The organism is Streptomyces luomodiensis (assembly GCF_031679605.1).
Classification (GTDB): Bacteria; Actinomycetota; Actinomycetes; order Streptomycetales; family Streptomycetaceae; genus Streptomyces; species Streptomyces luomodiensis.
In genome coordinates, this window is record NZ_CP117522.1 from 6,573,574 (window position 1) to 6,591,558 (window position 17,985).

General features: G+C 69.7%; 10 protein-coding genes. 3 read left to right on the forward strand and 7 right to left on the reverse strand.

Annotated features, from left to right (window positions below; translation table 11 throughout):
• Window positions 1–55: 55 nt before the first annotated feature.
• Entirely contained in the window at window positions 56–658 is a 603-nt protein-coding gene (locus tag PS467_RS27795) for a hypothetical protein (RefSeq protein ID WP_311037530.1), read from the reverse strand.
• A gap of 35 nt (window positions 659–693) precedes the next feature.
• Window positions 694–1,905, reverse strand: a complete 1,212-nt coding sequence (locus tag PS467_RS27800) for an AAA family ATPase (protein WP_311037531.1) — start codon at window positions 1,903–1,905, stop codon at window positions 694–696.
• Between the two features lie 302 nt (window positions 1,906–2,207).
• Here PS467_RS27800 and PS467_RS27805 point away from each other — a divergent pair, with 302 nt between their 5' ends.
• Window positions 2,208–3,266, forward strand: a complete 1,059-nt coding sequence (locus PS467_RS27805) for a beta family protein (protein WP_311037532.1) — start codon at window positions 2,208–2,210, stop codon at window positions 3,264–3,266.
• On the opposite strand, the gene PS467_RS27810 is transcribed toward PS467_RS27805, so the two are convergent.
• The 3 genes from PS467_RS27810 to PS467_RS27820 form a co-directional block, all read right to left on the reverse strand.
• Window positions 3,236–7,225 carry a caspase, EACC1-associated type gene (locus PS467_RS27810; protein ID WP_311037533.1) on the reverse strand — a complete coding sequence of 1,330 codons (3,990 nt, stop codon included), beginning with the start codon at window positions 7,223–7,225 and terminating at the stop codon, window positions 3,236–3,238. The two genes, PS467_RS27805 and PS467_RS27810, sit on opposite strands and share 31 nt — an antisense overlap.
• 6 nt (window positions 7,226–7,231) lie before the next feature.
• Window positions 7,232–7,651: an effector-associated constant component EACC1 gene (locus tag PS467_RS27815; protein WP_311039979.1), complete on the reverse strand. Its 420-nt coding sequence runs from the start codon at window positions 7,649–7,651 to the stop codon at window positions 7,232–7,234.
• 153 nt (window positions 7,652–7,804) lie between these two features.
• Complete coding sequence (locus PS467_RS27820; RefSeq protein WP_311037534.1) at window positions 7,805–8,320, reverse strand: ATP-binding protein; 516 nt, start codon at window positions 8,318–8,320, stop codon at window positions 7,805–7,807.
• A 147-nt stretch (window positions 8,321–8,467) separates the two neighbouring features.
• Here PS467_RS27820 and PS467_RS27825 point away from each other — a divergent pair, with 147 nt between their 5' ends.
• Window positions 8,468–9,379 (forward strand): helix-turn-helix domain-containing protein, encoded by a 912-nt coding sequence (locus PS467_RS27825; RefSeq protein ID WP_311037535.1) that lies wholly within the window; start codon window positions 8,468–8,470, stop codon window positions 9,377–9,379.
• Between the two features lie 23 nt (window positions 9,380–9,402).
• Window positions 9,403–9,639, forward strand: a complete 237-nt coding sequence (locus tag PS467_RS27830; RefSeq protein ID WP_381303773.1) for a DUF397 domain-containing protein — start codon at window positions 9,403–9,405, stop codon at window positions 9,637–9,639.
• Window positions 9,640–9,721: 82 nt separating this feature from the next.
• On the opposite strand, the gene PS467_RS27835 is transcribed toward PS467_RS27830, so the two are convergent.
• Both PS467_RS27835 and PS467_RS27840 read right to left on the reverse strand, forming a co-directional pair.
• Entirely contained in the window at window positions 9,722–14,899 is a 5,178-nt protein-coding gene (locus PS467_RS27835) for a DNA methyltransferase family protein (protein ID WP_311037537.1), read from the reverse strand.
• A gap of 11 nt (window positions 14,900–14,910) precedes the next feature.
• Window positions 14,911–17,955 (reverse strand): DEAD/DEAH box helicase, encoded by a 3,045-nt coding sequence (locus PS467_RS27840; RefSeq protein ID WP_311037538.1) that lies wholly within the window; start codon window positions 17,953–17,955, stop codon window positions 14,911–14,913.
• Between the last annotated feature and the right edge of the window lie 30 nt (window positions 17,956–17,985).

The window sequence follows — 17,985 nt, forward strand, 5'->3', positions numbered from 1 at the left end:
GTATAGGGACCTGCTGACAGCCCTGCCACGGTGAGCCAGGCAACGACCCTGATACTTACTTCTTCCAACCTGCCAGTTCGTCGGCGAAGTCCCGGAATGACCGGTTGTTGCCGCTCGGACGGGCGCTGACATGACCGTGGCGGACGGCCGCTTCCATGATCAATGGCGAATGCGATTCGAGATACAGCGGTTTTCCCAGATGCTTCTTGAGATGCTCTTTCGGGTTCGGCAGGAGCGCAAGATCCTTGCGGCAGTCTTCGGCGCGCATGGCCCAGCCGGGCTTGACCTTGGGGAAGGCATCGGGGAACTGCATGAGCCACGCTTCCATCTCGACCGCGGCCAGCGCCAGAGCGGAGTTACAAGGAAGGCCTCGTCGTAGTTGTGCCGTGACTCTTTCTCGGACTCTGTCGTAGCTTTCGTCAGCCACGCTGTCCAGGTCTGCGTGAACCACGACCCCGGCCAGGTCTGCCCTGCAGTCTCTAGCCTTCGCTAATGCCCTCTTGCGGATTACCTCCACCCGAGGACTGAGCTGGTTGATCGCCGCCGCCAGCTTAATCTCGTCGTTGATCTCTTCGACCCTGGGGCACGCCCCGGGGTAGAGAGCGGGTATGAGCTTCTTGAGAACTGCGCGGTCGTTCCGGCTCTCGCCGGCGACCACGATGACCGGCGATCTCCTGCCAGGGTGGCGGGGTGTCACAGCGCACCTCCGAGCGAGCCGGAATACCAGAGGTCTCCCATCGGCTCGTACTCGGATGCCTCGATGACCTTGCGAATGTCCTTCGGCCTGCGAGCAGGAATGACGGAAGCCCCACTGGCGCGACGCCCGCAGGGGACGAACTCCTCAGGTTTCAGCTTGTTGACGAAGATCGGCGAATGCGTGGTGACCAGGTACTGGCTCCGCTCGCTCGCCTCTCGAAGCCGTTCCGCCAGCAATCCCAGCGCGTGTGGGTGGATTCCGTGGTCGATCTCCTCGATGCACGTGAGCAGCGGCGGATTCGGGTCGTGGAAGATTGCGAGCATGCACAGGATGCGGACGGTGCCCCACGAGGCGTCCGAGAGTCGAGTGCGCCCACGTAGGCATTCTTCTTCCAGCTCCACTTCGGCTCGGCTGGAGCCCGCGACGAGTGTTACCTGGATATTGCGGATCTGCGGAACCACCGTCCTGACGTCATCCAGGAGGAGTTCCCATGCATCACGGTGCTCCCGAAGGCCCAGCAGAAAGTCCGCCAGGTTGGAGGCGTCACCTTTCAGGCGCGGCCCCTGTTCGCTGACCGCCGAAGGCTTCCTGGCGGCGCGCACATCAGGGTCGAACACTCGGATCTCGGAGAGGTGCCGTCGCACCTCACCAATAGCCTGGGCGGACGGGCTGTTGTCCGACAAAGGCAGGATGTGATGCTGGTAAAGGGCGGATGCCATTCTCTCGACGCTGGCCTGAGCCTTATGGCGGCCGGTCTCCGACAGACTAGTGACGACGACGGAACTGCTCTTCAGCTCAACCGACGTTTCAGTCTCCGCTTTCGGATGCTGAACGAACTGCTCCACTCGTGAGATAGCGTGGTCACGGTGGTGTGGCTCGGGACGCCGTCGCCGGGAGACACTCAGCTCGTAGCGGTCCGGAGCTTCCTCGGTCGCGAAGTCGGACCAGATGCCCTCGATGCCGACGGTGATCTTGCCTACAGGCTTACGGCCGCCACGGAAGGCCAGAACATCAAACCCCCCGCGCTCTTCGAGCGCCGGCTCGATCCCCTTCCGGGACACATCCCCCAGGAACTCCAGGGCGTGCAGGACGTTGGACTTACCTGACGCGTTGGGCCCGACCATGACGGTCAAGGGCCCGAGAGGCAGTGTCGTGTCGGTCAGGGTGCGGAAGTTGCGCACCGTCAGGCCCAGTATGCGGTGGTTCAAGCCTCGCGCCCATCGTGAAGCAGTCGGGTATCAGCGACCCGGCGGACTGGTTCGGCGCACGGCGGACGGACCACGACGCACTGTGGCGCACCTGGCTGAACAGCACTCAGTCCCCCGCGCGCACCGTCTACTTACAGCATCCGGCCACCGAGCATCACGAACAGTACAACCTGCGTCACAGCGGTACCAGGTACTTGCACATTTCAGCCATCCGGACCGAAAGGGCTGTCTTTCCCTCGTCTTGCTGTTCACCGACCCTGACCAGGAGGGAAGCGCGCGGGCAGTGCCGAGGGGGAGCCACGATGGCCGAACCGCTCTACGTCCCCGTCCTACCCGTCCGGCAGAACGCCCGGACGGCCTACGAACACGTCCGGCCGGACATACAGGCCGCGATGGCCCCGCTGTGGAACCTTCCGCCGTGCCCGGGGGTGCCACCGGCGGCGTTGCAGAAGGCCTACTGGCAGCAGGAACTGAACCGGGTGAGGGGAGCGCACCGCCGCTATCCCGGCTGGGTCGACGCCCCGTTCGCCGAGGAGGCACAGATACCGGCACTCGCCGAGATCCTGTCCGAGTGCACGGGCCTCTCCCGGCTGCTGCGCCCGGTGACCGGGCCTGAGCGCATCGAGGCCCAGCAGTCCGCCGCCCTGGAGACAGCCCGCCGCTATGGCTGTGGGCTCGGCATTCGCGTATGCGTGCCGGGGGAGTGGAACGGCCGTACGGCCGAAGACGTCGGGCAACTCCTGGGCCAGGCCGGACCCGACGTGCCCGTCGATCTGCTGCTGGATCTGGGCAGCGTCCTCCCGACCCGTCCCGACGCGGGCAAGGAGGCACTGCGAGCACTGGACGCCCTGCGCCCCCTGGCGGCCTGGCGGGCCGCCGCCGTCCTCGGCGGGAGCTTCCCCCAGGTCACGGGCGACATGCTGGAGCTGGGGCACTTGCACGAAGAGCCACGCGCCGACTGGCACATGTGGCACGAGATTCAGGCGAGCGGCCGCGACTACCTGCCAGGGCTCACCTATGGCGACTACGGCGTGCAGCCCGTCACCGCTCTCGCCCAGGGGCGGGGTGGCGGGCCCCCGCGCTGGGGCGTCCTCCGCTACACCACCGACAACTGGTTCGTGCTGTGCAAGGTGCTGAACGGGGGCCCCGACCGTACGGCGAGCATCCGCGCCGCGGCTCGCCGGATCAGCGATCTGCCCGAGTTCAGGGGGGCCTCCGCCGGCGCCGGGGAGACCTGGCTGCGCGACTGTGCCAACGGTCCCCTCACGACCGGCAAAGGCACGGGTCAGGCCCCGGACTGGCTGCGGGCCGGGAACATCCAGCACATGACCTACGTCGTCCGGTGCCTCGACCAGCGCTGACCCGGCCTTCCCCCCATACGGCCCGGGTGCGCTCGGCCGAACAGCGGCGCCAGCGCCTCCTCGCCCGCCAGGATCCGCCACGCCGGCACCCGCACGGTCCGGCCCACCTCGCACGCCTTCGCCCCGTGGCCGCCGGACGGCAGCCCGGTCAGCAGATCGCCCCGGGCATGCGTCAGCCGCAGGTGCCTCGCCGGGTCCCGGCCGGGCGGCGGGCCCGCGTCGATCAGGACCGCCGTGTTCTCGCCGCCCTCGGTGAACAGCAGATCCACCGTGTGGCCGCCGACCACCGCCGCGCGCTCCAGATCGGTGACGCCGCGCTCCCCGAGGTACCGCTGGAGCCGGTCGGCGAGCTCTTCGCGGAACGATGCCCCCGAGCCGACCGCACCCTGCCCGCCGCCGGTGACAACTCCCGCGGCGGGGCCCTGCTCCTCACCGCTCTCCGCTCCCAGCGGCGCCGAACGCCCGGCGAGCAGTGTAGGAAGACCGCTCTGCCCCTGCCAGAACGCGCGACTGCCCACCGTGATCAACTGCGACTTGGCCCGGGTGACCGCCACGTTCCACAGATTGACCTGGCTCGCCACCCAGTGCGTCGTCCTCGGCGGGGTATTCAGCGTGGCCACCGGGCTCAGCACCATCACGTCCCGCTGCCCGCCCTGGAACGCGTGCACCGTCCCCACCCGCACCCGGTCGTCGTCGCGCCACACCCGCGCCAGCGCCTCCTTCTGCGCCCGGAACGGCGTCACCACGCCCACGGTCGCGTCCTGCGGCAGCCGCACGAGCAGTTCGTCCACCACCCGTCGCACGGCACCCGCCTCGGCGTCGTTGCGCCAGGACTGCCCGCCACCGCCCCGCGCCGACTCGCCGCCCGGAACGTCCACCCAGCCCAGCACCGGCGCTGGATCGGCCGCACCCACCGGGTCGTATGCCGGGACCTGCCGCCGTACGTCGGTGAGCACCTGCAACTGGCCCGCGTAGCAGTACCCGTTGACGACATCGGCGATCTGCGGGTGACAGCGGTAGTGCTCGTCGAGCAGCAGGGCAGTGTCACCGTGCTGCGCTGCCGCGTGGTAGGCGGAGTACACGTGGTACGTGAGCCGGTGGTCCTCCAGCTGCGCCGCGCTCAGCCCGGACCGGACCCGCGCCTGCCGCTCCTGCGGCGGCGCGATGTCGGCGATGTGACCCAGCTGCATCGGGTCACCGATGATCAGCGCCCGCCGGGCCCGGAAGAGCAGCGGCAGCACCGACGGAATGGAGCACTGGCTGGCCTCGTCGATGACGACGAGGTCGAACATCTTGGGGGCGAGTTCGAGCTGCCGCACCGAGTGGGTGCTGATCGCCCACCCCCTGATGTGCGCCATCAGGTTCTGCTGGCTCTTCTGGAACCCCCGCCGGCTCCGCAGCGCCTGGAGCCGCTGCCCCATCACACCTTGCGCCCGCGCCAGGGCCTCCGCCGACACCGCCCGTGACAGCTCGGCGGACAGCTGCGACAGCGCACCCGCCGTCTCCAGCCGCGCCTGCTTCAGTCCGTCCTCGTCCCAGCCGGTGTGCTCGGGCACGAGCTCCCGCAGCCGGCGCTCCACGGCCACCGCGTCCGCCAGGGCCTCCAGCAGTTCGGGCGGCACGGGCCGCTCGCCCGCCCACCGCGGCCACGGCGGGCCGTCGCTCTCCGGGGCACCGGCCGCCACGACCAGCGTGGCCAGGGCCCGAGCCCTGCGCCACCCGCCGAGCAGCCACCGGGAGGCGTTGGCCGCCTTCCGGGCCCTGCCCTCCCAGCGGCCCAGCGCGGCCGTGCCGTCCTCCCCGGGCCCCTCCGCCCAGACGCCCTCCAGGAGCGGCAGCGGCAGCTCCAGCGCGCCCGCCCGCTCCTCCCGCTCCCGGAGCAGCTCCAGCAGCCGCCGCTCCTCTCCGACACGGCGCTCCGCGTCCCCCCGCTGCCCGGCGGCCCGCGCCCGCGTGTTGCGCAGCTCCCCGCCCACGGTCGCTGAGCCCCGCCGTGGGGGCTCCCCGGGCTCGCCGAGCAGCCGCTCCAGCTTCTCGGCCTCCTCCTTCAGAGCCTTCTTGTTGCCCGTCCGCATCATGAGCCCGGGAGCTATGGCGTCGCAGCGCTCTGCGACGACGTCCACCGCCTCGTTGTTCGTCGACGCGACCAGCACGGACTGTCCGGCCGCGACACAGGTGGTGACGACGGCCGTGACCACCTCGCTCTTGCCCGTGCCGGGCGGCCCCGTGGCCACTGTCAGCTTCCGCGTCATCGCCGCGGAGACCACCAGCTCCTGGCTCTCGTTGCACGGCCCCGGCGCCACCACGACCACCGAGGGCCCCGCCTCCGCGTCCGCCTCATCGCCGCTCAGCAGGGCGTCCATCGCGGTGCCGGGGATCTGCCCGGCCCGCGCCGACATCTGCAGCAGGTTGTCCACCAGCCCCTGCGTTGCGTTCGCCTCCACACCGGACGGTACGAGCAGGACGGCCGCGTTGTGCGCGCCGGGTCGCAGCGCCTGCATCACCGTCCGCTCACTGAGCTCGGCGGGATCCAGCGGCTCCAGCTCGGGCAGTCCCAGCTCCTCCAGAAGCTCCCGCACGGCCCGCAGCATCTGCGTGTCGTTGCCCTCCTGCCAGGTCGGCTGCCAGCGGGCGAAGAGGTCCGCCGCGTCGTCGGCGTCCAGCAGTTCCGAGACGACACCGGTGTGCAGGGACGGCACCCCGGTCGGCCGGAGCACGTCCTGGCCGCTCTCGTCCGGGGCGAGTTCCATCTGCTGCACCAGCAGCGGCGCGATCCGCACCGGCGTACGGCGCCCCCGGCCGCCTCCCTCGGGCACGGGGAGCGTGATGGCCGGATAGCCGTACCAGTACTCCTGCTGCGTTCCCGCGTCGCCGCCGCCCGCCCTGCTCGGCTTCGCCTGCGGCCTGGGCAGTTGGGTCGGAGCCCGGAAGGTCGCGGCCCGCCCCGACTGGATGGTCTCCTGGCCCTTGGCCAGCAGGAAGTACCCCGCATCCCGCCCGCTGTCGCGGTCAGGCAGCATGCCGGCCGCCGCCTCGGCGGTGAGGCACTGGACGTAGTAGCGCAGCAGCCGCTGCCAGTCCACGCCGTCCTTCGCGTCCAGCGCCGCCAGTTCCCGGGCCTTGAGCATGACGGGGGACTGCCGCGCCGCCTCCGTCGCGTCACGCGGCGGCGTCGGAAGGTGTACGGGGCGCGCCACGGACCGGGCGAAGGGCAGGCTCTGCGTGGCCCGGATCGTGGACTTGGTCGGCCGCTGCTCCTCGGGCACGCCGTTCCGTGCCATCTGGGCCGTCAGGTAGGCGAACAGGTCGTCCGGCGTGATCCAGCCGCTGTCCTTGATCCGCCCGTTCCGCAGGCCTTCCACGATCTCGCCGGTGAAGCGGGAGGTGCCGAGCGTCGACCCGGGCGGCGCCATCGCGGACGCGGACTGGAGAGCGTCGGACGCGGTGATGAAGTACACGCCGGTCGGCCGCAACAGGGTGCTGGGCGCGGGTCGCCGGCCGGTGTCGTCCGGGATGCCCTTGGCGGTCCAGCCCTGGACGACCGAACCGCTGGAGCAGCAGTCCAGCAGCACGAGCTTCGACGCGGCGCGGCAGGACGAGAGCATCCGCTCCAGGAACTCCGCCGGTACGGCCGTGCCCGGCAGGTCGTCGGGATCGGCGTCCCGGGTGAGGAAGTAGAGCTGGTTGTCGTCCTCGCAGAACTCGCCGTGCCCGCTGAAGTACAGCAGTGCCGTCTCGCTGGGCTGCCGCGCCTCCAGAAACGTCTCCACGGCGTGCAACATCTCCGCGCGGGTCGGTTCGGCGACCATCGCGCAGTCGTTGTACATGCCGATCTCGGTGTTCTCCAGCACCGCCCGCATGTAGTGCAGGTCGGCGCGGACGGGCGGCAGATCGTGGTAGGCGTCGCTGTCATACGTGGAGACGCCGACGAGCATGGCGTACCGGTCGTTGTCGGTCATACGCGCTCAGCCCGCCGCCGTCGCGTCGCCGTCGCGGCTGTCGTCGTCGCGGCCGTCGGCGGGCTCGTCGCCGCCCGCGAGGAACCGATCGATCCGCTCGTCGTCCTCGCGCGCCTCCCTCCCCGTGATCTGGAGAGTCGCGCCATCGGGCCGCCTGATGACGATCGTGCGCTGTGGTACGCGGGCCAGCCAGATCTGCACTCCGGCCGCGACCAGCGAGCCCGCGCTGATCAACACCCCGATCGTGTCGACCGACAGCCCGCCCTTCTTCTTGCCCTCACCGGCCGTGCGCCGCCGGGGGATGTCCAGGGCCGCGCCCGGGTCGGTGTCGGCGATCTCGGCAAGGAGTTCACGCGCCTCCCTGCGGGCGCGCAACGGGTCCTCGTCGATGATGGAGATCCGGTACCCGGTTCGGTCGCTGGGCATGGTCGTCACGGCGTTTCCCTCGGTTTTCCGCAGTGTGGACGGGGCACACGAGCGCACGAGATTAGTCCGCGGGACCGACAGCGAGCGCGCGTGTTGCCGTAAACCGCTGGTAATTGGCGTGAAAAGGGCTGTCCGGCGGCAGTCGCGTGCCCTTCACCGCAGGTGCAGCTCCGCCCAGACGGTCTTGCCCGGCCCGCTGTCGCGTGGCGTGACCGCCCAACGGCTCGCCAGTTGGGCGACGATGAGCAGTCCTCGGCCCGATTCGGTGTCGTCCGGCGGCTCCTGGACGGTCAGCGGCGGTACGCGTTCGGTCCGGGTGTCGGTCACCTCGACGCGGAGCGTGTCCCCGGTCTCGGCCAGCCGGACGCGGAAGTCCCGGCCGGCCACGTGCCCATGGCGGACGGCGTTCGCGGCCAGCTCGGCGGTGATCAGCGTCAGCGTCTCGTTGGCCCGGCCGTCGTACGGGTAGCCCCATTCGTCCAGCCGCTGCGAGACGAGGCGACGGGCGAGGCGGGCGCCGTGCCGCGAGGACGTGAACCGCATCGTGAACTCCCGGAGGAGCGGGGCGGTGGGGTGGGGATGTTTGCTCCGGGCCGGGTGGGCTTCGGCGGCTGCGGGCTGGTGGACAAGGCTGGATACCCCCTGTACGGGGGAAATCTCGCTGTTCATGTGGTCCACGCTTCCGCCCTGCTCCTAGCGTGGCGAGATACGGCGCGCGCACGGGCAGTTGCTGTCTGTGGCTGTCGCGGCGTGTGTAGGCGGGGCAGAGCGTGACGGGCCGACGCGGGGGCGCGTTGGCCGGGGAGGCGGTGTGGCATGAACGAGCCTACGGGTGTGGAGAACGACGGGGCGCCGGGCTTCGGGGAGGGGCCGCAGCATGAGTCGGGGGTGGGGGCGGGAGCGGGAGCGGAGCCGGAACCGCCACCGGAGGTCGGCTCGGGCATCCTGCGGGTGTTCGGGCGGCAGTTGAAGAGGTTCCGGATGCGGGCGGGGTTGGAACGTCCGGAGTTCGCGTCGATGGTGGGGTACTCGGTGTCAACGATCGCCGCGTATGAGCAGGGTCGTCGGATTCCGCCGCCCCGGCTGATCGACCAGGCGGACGAGGTGCTGGACGCGGGTGGGGTCCTGCTGGAGATGAAGGAGGAGGTCGCGCGGGCGCAGTACCCGGCGTTCTTCCGGGATGCGGCGCGGTTGGAGGCTGAGGCGGTTGAGCTATGGGTGTACGCAACACATGCGGTGCCGGGGCTGCTTCAGACCGAGGAGTACATGCGCGCAGTGTTCGGAATGTGGCGGCCTCTGCTGGATGAGGAGACTGTGGAACAACGGGTTGCCGCCCGCCTGGCACGCCAGCACATCTTCGATCGCAAACCCGCAGCACTGTTGAGCTTCGTCATCGATGAGGCGGTCCTGCGTAGGCCGCTCGGCGGTTGGGAGGTCATGCGTGGCCAACTGGAGCATCTAAGGCTGGCTGGCGAGTTCCGCAACGTGGAGATCCAGGTGATGCCCCTGGACCGGGAGGACAACGCAGGGGTTGACGGTCCGTTCACGGTGCTGCAGCGTGCGGAAGGCGATCAGGTGGCTTACCTGGAGGCGCAGGGACGCAGCACAATGGTGAGCGAGCGGCGCGAGGTTCAGGGGATCGTGTCGCGCTACGGGATCGTCCGTGCGCAGGCTCTCTCCCCACGCGAGTCACTGGCTTTCGTCGAGAAGTTGCTTGGAGAGGTGTAGAGGTGGCAGAGACCACGGGCGTCGTGGGTGAACTGAGCTGGTTTAAGAGCAGTTACAGCGGCGGGGCGGGGGGCGAGTGCGTCGAAGTTGCCGTGGAATGGCGTAAGTCCAGCCACAGCACCGGAAACGGTGGCGAATGCGTCGAGGTGGCCTCTTGCCCCCACGCTGTCCATGTACGCGACTCCAAGGACATAACCCGCCCCGGCCTCACGGTCGGTACTGCCGCTTGGACTGCGTTCCTCAATTTCGCGGTTCGGTAGGACCTGCGGCGGCGGAGCATCACGGATCTGCCCCTGACACCTCGTGTCAGGGGCAGATCCGTGTCCAGCCACTGCCCACCGACTACGCATCCTCTGCTTCGCGAACGGGCGGCGTCCATCGCCCAGCGGCGATCTCCGCCTCCAACCGCGCCTGGAAGTGCGCGTGCGCGGCCCTCATCTCGGCCTCTCGATCCGCCTTGTAGAAGGGGGCCTGATAACCGTCTGGGGGCGGGGTGCCTTCCGGGTCTTCCAGATGGGCGAGCAGATCGAGGTAATCCTGCTTGGTCTGGCCGTGGCCGTATGTGTTGAAGTCGCCCGCGATCTTTCGGCCGTTGGCGTCGAAGTAGGTCGCCGACTCGTAGTCGTACAGCTGTGGGTAACGGGACTTGAAGATCGCAGTGAGCTGGTCGGCGGTGATGCCGAGCCAGACGGCGACGAGCGCGTCGAGTTCGACGAGAGCGGCACGGCGCTCGTGCTCAGTGCGGAGCGGGGTGTTGTACTCCCAGGTCGGCTTGAGCCCTGTGGCGAGAGGCTTCAGGTGGGGCCAGTCAGGGTTGGCCCAGTCTTCGTAGCCTGCCCACTGGGGATCGAACAGTTCTGTCCAGAGAGGGGCGTAATGGGAGGTGAGGGCGTTCAGACGGAGAGTGCGGAGGAGGAGGGCGGAGGCTAGGGGGTGCGTCGGGTCGGGGGCTGGCATCCGCTTCGCGCTACTCGGCGTCAAATCGGCACGGCCGGTGATCCGCAACAGATAGTCGAGTGGCAAGGACACCCAGAAGCCCGCGTTGAGGACGGTCAGGCGATCGTCTACCAGAGCCATGGACTGCACGGCGTGAATATGAGTAGGACCGGGTGGAATGAGAGCGGCCTGCAAGCTGCGGCTGGTGTTGAAGGGGATCATCCTCCGCCAAGCCAAGCGGAAGTACGTGCTGCATGCGTTTCCAAGCCAGGAGTCCTGGGCCTCGAGGTATGTCGCCTCGTCGGTAGCCCGCACAAGGTTGGTAACGGGAACGAACGCCTCGGACAACTCCGTCGGCACGAGCAGGTCCCAGTCCCTGTTGTTGCGACAGGGGATCCTCGGTTCCTTCGAGAAGGGAAGTGCTGACGCGAAGTGCGGCCCTTGAAGGATGACATCCCTGAGCCCGGAGACGGCCTGGTTACCCCAACTGATCAGCCCATCCTTTTTGGCTCCGGTTTCGTGGTATCCGCTTGAGATCATCGGGCGGTAATCCGCCAGACTATTGCGATGGGCGGCCAGTGCTTCGATAGCCCCTTGCTCGGCAACGAGAACCGGGTACAGCAACGGGGCCTGTGCCGCTTCACCCGCTGAGCCTGTCAGGGCCTGCCAACTGGTCAGCAGGGCAGCGTTCACATGTACCACGCGTTCTCGGTGCGGCCGGATGTCCCACGAGCCGTTGTGCTTGATGCCGGGCGTCGTGCTTTGTCCATCATGGGTCAGCGAATCGGGGAGGACGTCGGCGCCACGGAGCTCACTGACATGTAGGAAGTCAGGCTCCTGAGATGTCCCGTAAATGTGCATCCCGAATTCCCAGCCACGGTCAAGGTCTTCGAACGCCCAGTTCGCCGAGTTTACGAAGTGCGCATGAACCCGGAGGTGCCGATAGGCGGCAGCACGGATGACACCTTCGCGTACGCCGCCGAAGTGCGTGTCAGGGTGAAGCATACCCGCGCTGCCGTGCCGTGCGATGTGCTGCCAAACCCGACCCATGAAGGCCCGATAGAGGTCGCCCTGCGTACCAACCAGAAGCGGATATGTAGCCGGGCTGCCCAGCGTGGCGACAGCCCCAGCATGGGCGGCCAGCTCGCTGAGGAGGAAGTCTTGGCCACCCGCACGAGTGGCCAGTAAATCTTCCTTGCGGAGGCGCCATTCCGCCGCGCTCGGCTTTTCCGCCAGCACAAACCACGGCTCCAACTCCGCCAGAACCACGTCCTCCTGCCACCGTGGCCTCACCCACGGCGGATTCCCCACCTGCAAGTCAAACCCACCTCGCGCAAATACCTGCGCGAACTCCAGCTCCCAGTGGAAGAACCCCTGTGCCTTCGCGACATCCTTCGCGACCCCCGTCCACGGGAATCGGATCTCCAGCCACTGGAACCGATCCATGCCCATCCACTCGGGCAGCTCGTCCTCGTACACGGACAGGTCGTCCAAGGTCTCGAACGTCGAGACCAACGACTCGTCCGGCACATCCTGCGTACCGAGCAGCGCCTCCGCGAAGCCGAGCCAGTCGTCCAGGTTCGCGAGCGGAATCACCGGACGGCGCTGCCCCTTCACCTGCTCCACGCGGCGGCCCGTACGACGGCGGGACACCGAGTCCCGTGTCAGCGTCATCTGCTTCGGCTCGGCCGTGAAACCAGGAAGGGCGTCCGCCTCCCAGGCCATCAGAACCCCGGCGTCCTCCTCGGCCGCAGCCGGAACCGACTCCGCTCCGCCCGCCTCGAACTCCGCCGCCCGTTCTGCCAGCGCCTCCGCCCGCGCGTACTGCTCATCCGTACCGTTCAGCAGCGAAGCGCTCTGCACCGGCCAGAACCAGAGCGCGCACCACGTGTCCATGAGCTTTTTGAGCCGCCAGTACGGGGTGTCCTCCGCGTGGAGGTCCGCCAGGACCTCCTCCCGCTGCACCGCGACCTCCGGCTGCCGCAGCCAGCCGTCTTCCGCGCCCCACACCGAGATCCGCCGCGAGATGTCCCGCTCCGACAGCTCCAGCCGCCGCACCACAAGCCCCCACAGGTACTCGGCCCGCCGGGCCAGCCCCTGCAGCCGGGCCGTCTGCCTGGCCGTCGGCGACTTCGTGATCGCCTTACGCCACGCGGCCAGCGCCTTCGCCGCCTCTGGCGCGAGCGCCTTCGCCTCCTTCTCAGCCGCGACCGCGCCCCACTCTTTCGCCGGGAGCAGGAAGTGGTGCACCGCCCCCTCCGGAAGCTGCTCACCCGCCAGCGCATCCGCGAGCGGGAAGCGCTCCGGCGTAGCGCCCAGCCAGCCGCCCTTCTTCAGCCGGTCCGCCGCGTACACCTCGCGCCGCCCGCCAATCAGCGAGTTGCCGCGCCGCAGATGGAGCCCGAACCAGGGGGCCTCCATGCCCGGGTGCATGGTGTTGAGCCACAGCGAGACCTCGGCCAGCTCCACCGCCGTCTCGTTCAGGTCAACGCCGTACGAGTTGTGCAGGGCGATGTACGCCTTGACCTTCTGGAGCTCGACGGCGTACTGCTCGGTGTCGATCGACTGTCCCCGCTCGCGCTGCCTGCGCCGCAGATACTCCGCCGCGACCTGGTTGATCGCCTCGTTGAGGAACGCCCCGGAGCCGAGCGCCGGCTCGCAGATCCGCCACTCCAGCAGCTCCCGCGCGTCCGTCGTCGTGCCGTCCTGGTCCAGGCGGTGCTGGAGGGCGAGCTGCACGGTGACCTTGGTCAGCGACTCGGGCGTGTAGTACGACGCGGAGGTCTGGCGGTCGCGGCCGGACAGCCGGTACACGAACGAACCCGGGGCGTGCCGCACCCGCAGCACTTCGCCCGTGTCCCTGTCCTGGCGCCGCACGAACACCGAATCCGGATACTCGTCGACTTTCGAGTGGGGCACCAGCCAGGAGCCGTCCTTCGGATCGCCGCCCTTGGCGACCTCGTACAGCTCCTCGCCCGCGATGAAGCCGCTGTACGACATCAGGCCCTCGTACACCGCGCCGAGCTGGTTGATGCCGAGCTGGGCGTACGAGATGAAGCCGCCTCGCTCGCCCTTCTTGCCTCGCGTGATCATCAGGCGGTGCAGCACCTCGTACAGCGTGGCGTTGCGCAGCCGTGTGTCGAGGTAGCGGACGGACTCGCCCCGGGCCAGGGCCTCGTCGGAGTCGTGGCGCGGGTCGGGGAGGGTGTCGGCGCCGATCAGGCGGATGGACTCCGGCTCGAACAGCTTGCTGTGCAGCGGCTCGAAGCGCAGGCCGGCGTCCTCGCTGGTCTTCTCGCCCACCGGATCCGTCTCGACACCATGCGTGCGCCGAGACCGATAACCGACCTGCACCTTGCGGAAGAGCAGGTCCAGGGACTCGTACAGGTAGAAGCCCCTGCGGGCCTCCTCGCCGACCGGCTGGCGGTCCGCGATCAGCTCACCGAGCCGCCCCAGCCCGTACCCCTGCTGGTACTCCGGGTAGTCGGCGGGCAGGATGCCCAGCTCAGGGCGGGCCTCTGCGTACAGCAGGAAGAGGATGCGGTACAGGTAGCGCAGCGACTCGCGGGTCAGCCGGCGGCCGAGCTCCGGGAGCTCGCCGATGTCCTCGGGGCGGACGCCCTGCTCGGCCAGCCGGGCCAGCACCTCGTTGGCGATCAGCTCGACGCTCGTCCGGAGGCCGTCGCGCAGCTCGCTGGAGACACCTACGGCGTGCTTGGACGACTTGCCGAGGAGCTCGGCGAGGGGGTTCTCGCCGCCTTCCTCGGGGGTGCGCAGCGAGTCCGCGCCGAACAGGGCGGCCACGGTGTCGAGTTCGCCACCCGCCCGGGTGTCGTTGCGCTGCAGTGCCGTGTCGAGGGAGACGGCGAGATAGCGGCCCTCGCCCCACACCGCGCGGTCGGCGAGGACGATCACGCCGCCGCCGAGCAGCAGCACGTACCGGGGCGGCTCCTCGCAGGCGAAGAGGAACGAGGCCAGCTTGGAGCCGGTGGTGAGAGTGGTCGAGCCGTCGAGCACGACCTGCTCCAGCAGCCGGCCCCGGCCCTCGGAGTCCAGGGCGGCGTCCGGTTCGGCGGCCCAGCCGCAGTCCAGGGCGACCAGGCCCTTCTCGGAGTGCGCGACGGGGATCTCGTACGTCTGGCCCGCGCGCTCCTTCGTGAGGGTGCGCGGCTTCGCGTCGTAGCCGAGGGCGCGCAGCACCTCGGCGTTGAGGGACCGGACCCGCTCCCGCCACTCCGGGGAGCCGTACGTCAGCGTGTCGTCGTCGGTGTCGGATACGGCGGCGATGCCGTCCTCGTCCTCGGGGAGGGCGAAGAAGGAGCGGGCCCTGAAGTAGGCGCGGCGCAGTTCGCGCAGCCCGGCCCGGGGGGTCACGGGCAGTTCGCCGCCGCCGCGGACCGCCGCCTCGGGCTGTCCGGGCTGTCCGGGCTCCGGGGCGCCGTCGGTCCGCGTCGCGGGCCTCGCGGCCTCCTCGCGCTCCTTCCACGTCTGGAGCAGGCCCGACTTGAGGTCCTTCGGCAGCACCTCGGCCAGGTAGTGGGCCGAGAAGTAGTCGCCGCGGTTGACCAGGGAGTCGTACGTCATGACAGCTTCTCTCAGCGGGTCACGGGGGCGCGGAGCCACCAGGCGGCGGGCACGGACAGCGGCGGGGGACCGAGCGTGACGGGCGGCGGCCCGTCATGGTCGTCGCGCTTGCGGTCGGGGTCCGGGAGGAGCACCGCGAGGACCCGCAGCAGCGGGCGGCCCGTCGTGAGCAGGGAGTCGGCGAGGTCGGCCAGGCGCTCCTTGGCGCGCTCTCCGGCGAGGGTGGGCTGGTGCCAGGTGGCGAGGCGGCGCTTGTACTCCGCGATGGGCTCGCGCAGCGGCTCGTCCCAGGCGTCGCGGCGCTCGTCGAGGAACGTCTCCGCCGTGCGCAGGACGTCGGGCAGGGCCTCGCGCAGCGGCTCGGGGTCGCGGTAGTGGCGCTTGTTGGCCATGCTCGGGCCGACCCCGCAGCGGCGCAGCAGGGACACCATGTCGTCGTCGACCGCGCCCTTGCGGGTCACACCCATCCACTTGACGACGGTGGGTTTGCCGAGCTTGTTCGAGTAGACGCCCTGGACCAGGTAGATCGGCTCCGCCACGTTCGCGGTGATCATGGGAGCTTCCTGGCGGCCCAGGCGGACGAGCACCTTGTCGGTGAGCCACTCGACGACCGGATGCAGGTCGGTCAGCAGGGAGATCTCCGGCCAGCTGGAGGTCGAGGACTCCCGGGCCCGCTGGAGGGAGTGCTCGGCGAGGCGGCGGTTGAAGGTGACGAGGAGGCGGTCGCGCAGCCGCTGCTCGCGGAGATAGTCCATGGGCAGGGCCCTGAGACGGTGGACGAGATCGACGGGCGGGCGGAAGGAGAGCAGGCCCGACTGCGGGTCGCGGTCCAGCTCCAGCCGGTCGTGGGCGTCGGGGTAGACCTCGCCCAGTGCCTCGTCCAGGAAGTGCGCGCTGGAGTCGAAGAGGCGGGGGACCACGGGGGAGCCGGTGGCGCGGCCGGACGCCGCCGAAGCCGCGCCGGGCGCGGCCGTACGCCCGGAGCCCTCCGGCCCGGCCGCGCCGGCCGACTGGGCCGGCTCGTGCGGGTCCGCCGGTTCGTCGCCGACCGAGCCGAAGAAGTCGGCGAGGAAGTCGTCCATGCCCGCGTCCCCGCCGTCCCCGCCGTTCGCTCCGGGGCGGCGGGAGTCCAGGGACTCGTCCACGGACTTCCCGCGCAGCAGGTCCTGGATGAGGGACTTCTCCTCCGCCTCCGCCCGGTACAGGCCGGTCACGGCCTCGGCGGTGCCCAGGGAGCGGTGGGCCTGGTCCTCGCGGTCCAGCAGCCGCTCGGCGACGACCGTGTCGTCCTTGGCGCCCTCGACCTCACTGGTCAGGATCAGCGCGCGGAACTGCGGCGGCCGGGCCTGCCCGTACCGGTCGATACGGCCGTTGCGCTGCTCGATGCGGATCAGCGACCACGGCACGTCGTAATGGATCAGCTGGTTGCACTGGCGGTGCAGGTTGACGCCCTCGGAGGCCACGTCGCCGGTCAGCAGCACGCGTACGGGCGTGTCGGCTAGGCCGAACTCCTCCACGCAGGCCATCTGCTGCTCGTCGGAGAGACCGCCGTGCATGACGCGGACGCAGTCGCGGGCCGCGCGGCCCTTGAAGCCGAGCGCGGCCGGGAGCACCTGGGCCAGCCACTGAAGGGTCTGAACGCGTTCGGAGAAGACGACGACCCGCGTATCGGAGGTGGGGCCGACACCGATCTCCTCCTTGAGCTCGTGCACGAGGGCGGAGAACTTTGCCGAATCGGCCTCGGTCAGGTCTGCGGCCAGTTCCGACAGCCTTGCCAGTGCGGCCAGTTCGGCGGCGGTGCCCCGCGGGTCGTCCTTCTTCTCCAGGGTCTTGACGCGCGCTGAGACGGTGGCCTTCAGGGCGGCGGGGGAGGACAGGAACGACTTCAGCAGCGTGTACGGGAAGAGGGGCACAGAGCTCACCGAGGAGCGGCCGTCGCGCGGCAGCCAGACGGATGCCAGCTCCTCGAAGATCTTCTCCTCGGCCGGGGTCGCCGGGCAGCGCACCGACCGGGAGGGCCCGCGGTCCGCCCACTGGCCCTTCATCTGCTCGCGGACCTCGGGACTGATCTTCGTACGGCGGATGAACAGGTGCTTGATGTCGTCGGCGCGGTAGCTCTCCGGGTCGCGGATCGCCGCCGGGTCCAGCAGGCTGATCAGCTCGGCGAACGACCGCGCGTCGCCGTTGTGCGGGGTGGCGGAGGCCAGGATCAGGGCGTCGGTGCGGGGAGCGAGGACCTGCGCGAGCTGGTTGCGCAGGGAGCCGCGGTTGATCAGGTTGTGCGACTCGTCGATGACGACGGCGTCCCAGCGGATCTGCTCCAGATGGTGCCGGTACTGATCGGCGTTCTTGAGGGTGTCGATGGAGACAATGACCCGCTTGAAGGAGGTGAAGGGGTTGCGGCCGGCCGGGATCTCCCGCTGGATCCGCTCGATACCGACCGAGTCCAGCCGCACCAGGGGAATCGAGAAGCGCGTCCACAGCTCGTGCTGGAACTGCTCCAGCACATGCTGCGGGGTGACGACGAGGATGCGCTCTCCCCGGCCGCGGCGGATCAGCTCGGCGAGCGTCAAGCCGATCTCCAGGGTCTTGCCCAGCCCCACCACGTCGGCGATCAGCAGGCGCGGGCGGAGATTCGCGCCCGACAGGGCCAGCTCGGCGGGGCGCCGCTGGTAGGGCAGGGAGTCCAGCAGGAACGAGTCGGCCAGGGCGAGCCGGCGCTCCGACTGGGGCAGCGCGGTGCGGCGCAGCACCGCCTCGAGGAACAGGCGGGAGCGCCGGTAGTTCGGCGAGTCGTCCGGGACCAGCCGGGTGTCGCGCGGGTCCAGCAGCTCGATCCGGTCCAGGCCCGAGAAGAACACCGCCTCCTGGTCGCGTACGAACTCCGACACCCCGACCACCTCCAGCCGGGTGCCGTCCTCCGCCGTCGGCGCGGAACTCCTGACCAGCCACTCCTCGTCCCGCACGAGGACCTGGGCGCCGGCCGGGTACTGCTCCTGCACCGTCCGCTCCGCTGTCGCGCCGCTGTGCTCGGAGCTGGTCTGGACGGCGGTCACCCGTGGCCTCCTGAGGTCGTACGTGGGGCG

Coding starts and splice junctions, on each gene's coding strand:
- PS467_RS27820 (WP_311037534.1), bottom strand. CDS start 8,320: ATGAACAGCGAGATTTCCCCCGTACAGGGGGTATCCAGCCTTGTCCAC.
- PS467_RS27825 (WP_311037535.1), top strand. CDS start 8,468: ATGAACGAGCCTACGGGTGTGGAGAACGACGGGGCGCCGGGCTTCGGG.
- PS467_RS27810 (WP_311037533.1), bottom strand. CDS start 7,225: ATGACCGACAACGACCGGTACGCCATGCTCGTCGGCGTCTCCACGTAT.
- PS467_RS27815 (WP_311039979.1), bottom strand. CDS start 7,651: ATGCCCAGCGACCGAACCGGGTACCGGATCTCCATCATCGACGAGGAC.
- PS467_RS27835 (WP_311037537.1), bottom strand. CDS start 14,899: ATGACGTACGACTCCCTGGTCAACCGCGGCGACTACTTCTCGGCCCAC.
- PS467_RS27805 (WP_311037532.1), top strand. CDS start 2,208: ATGGCCGAACCGCTCTACGTCCCCGTCCTACCCGTCCGGCAGAACGCC.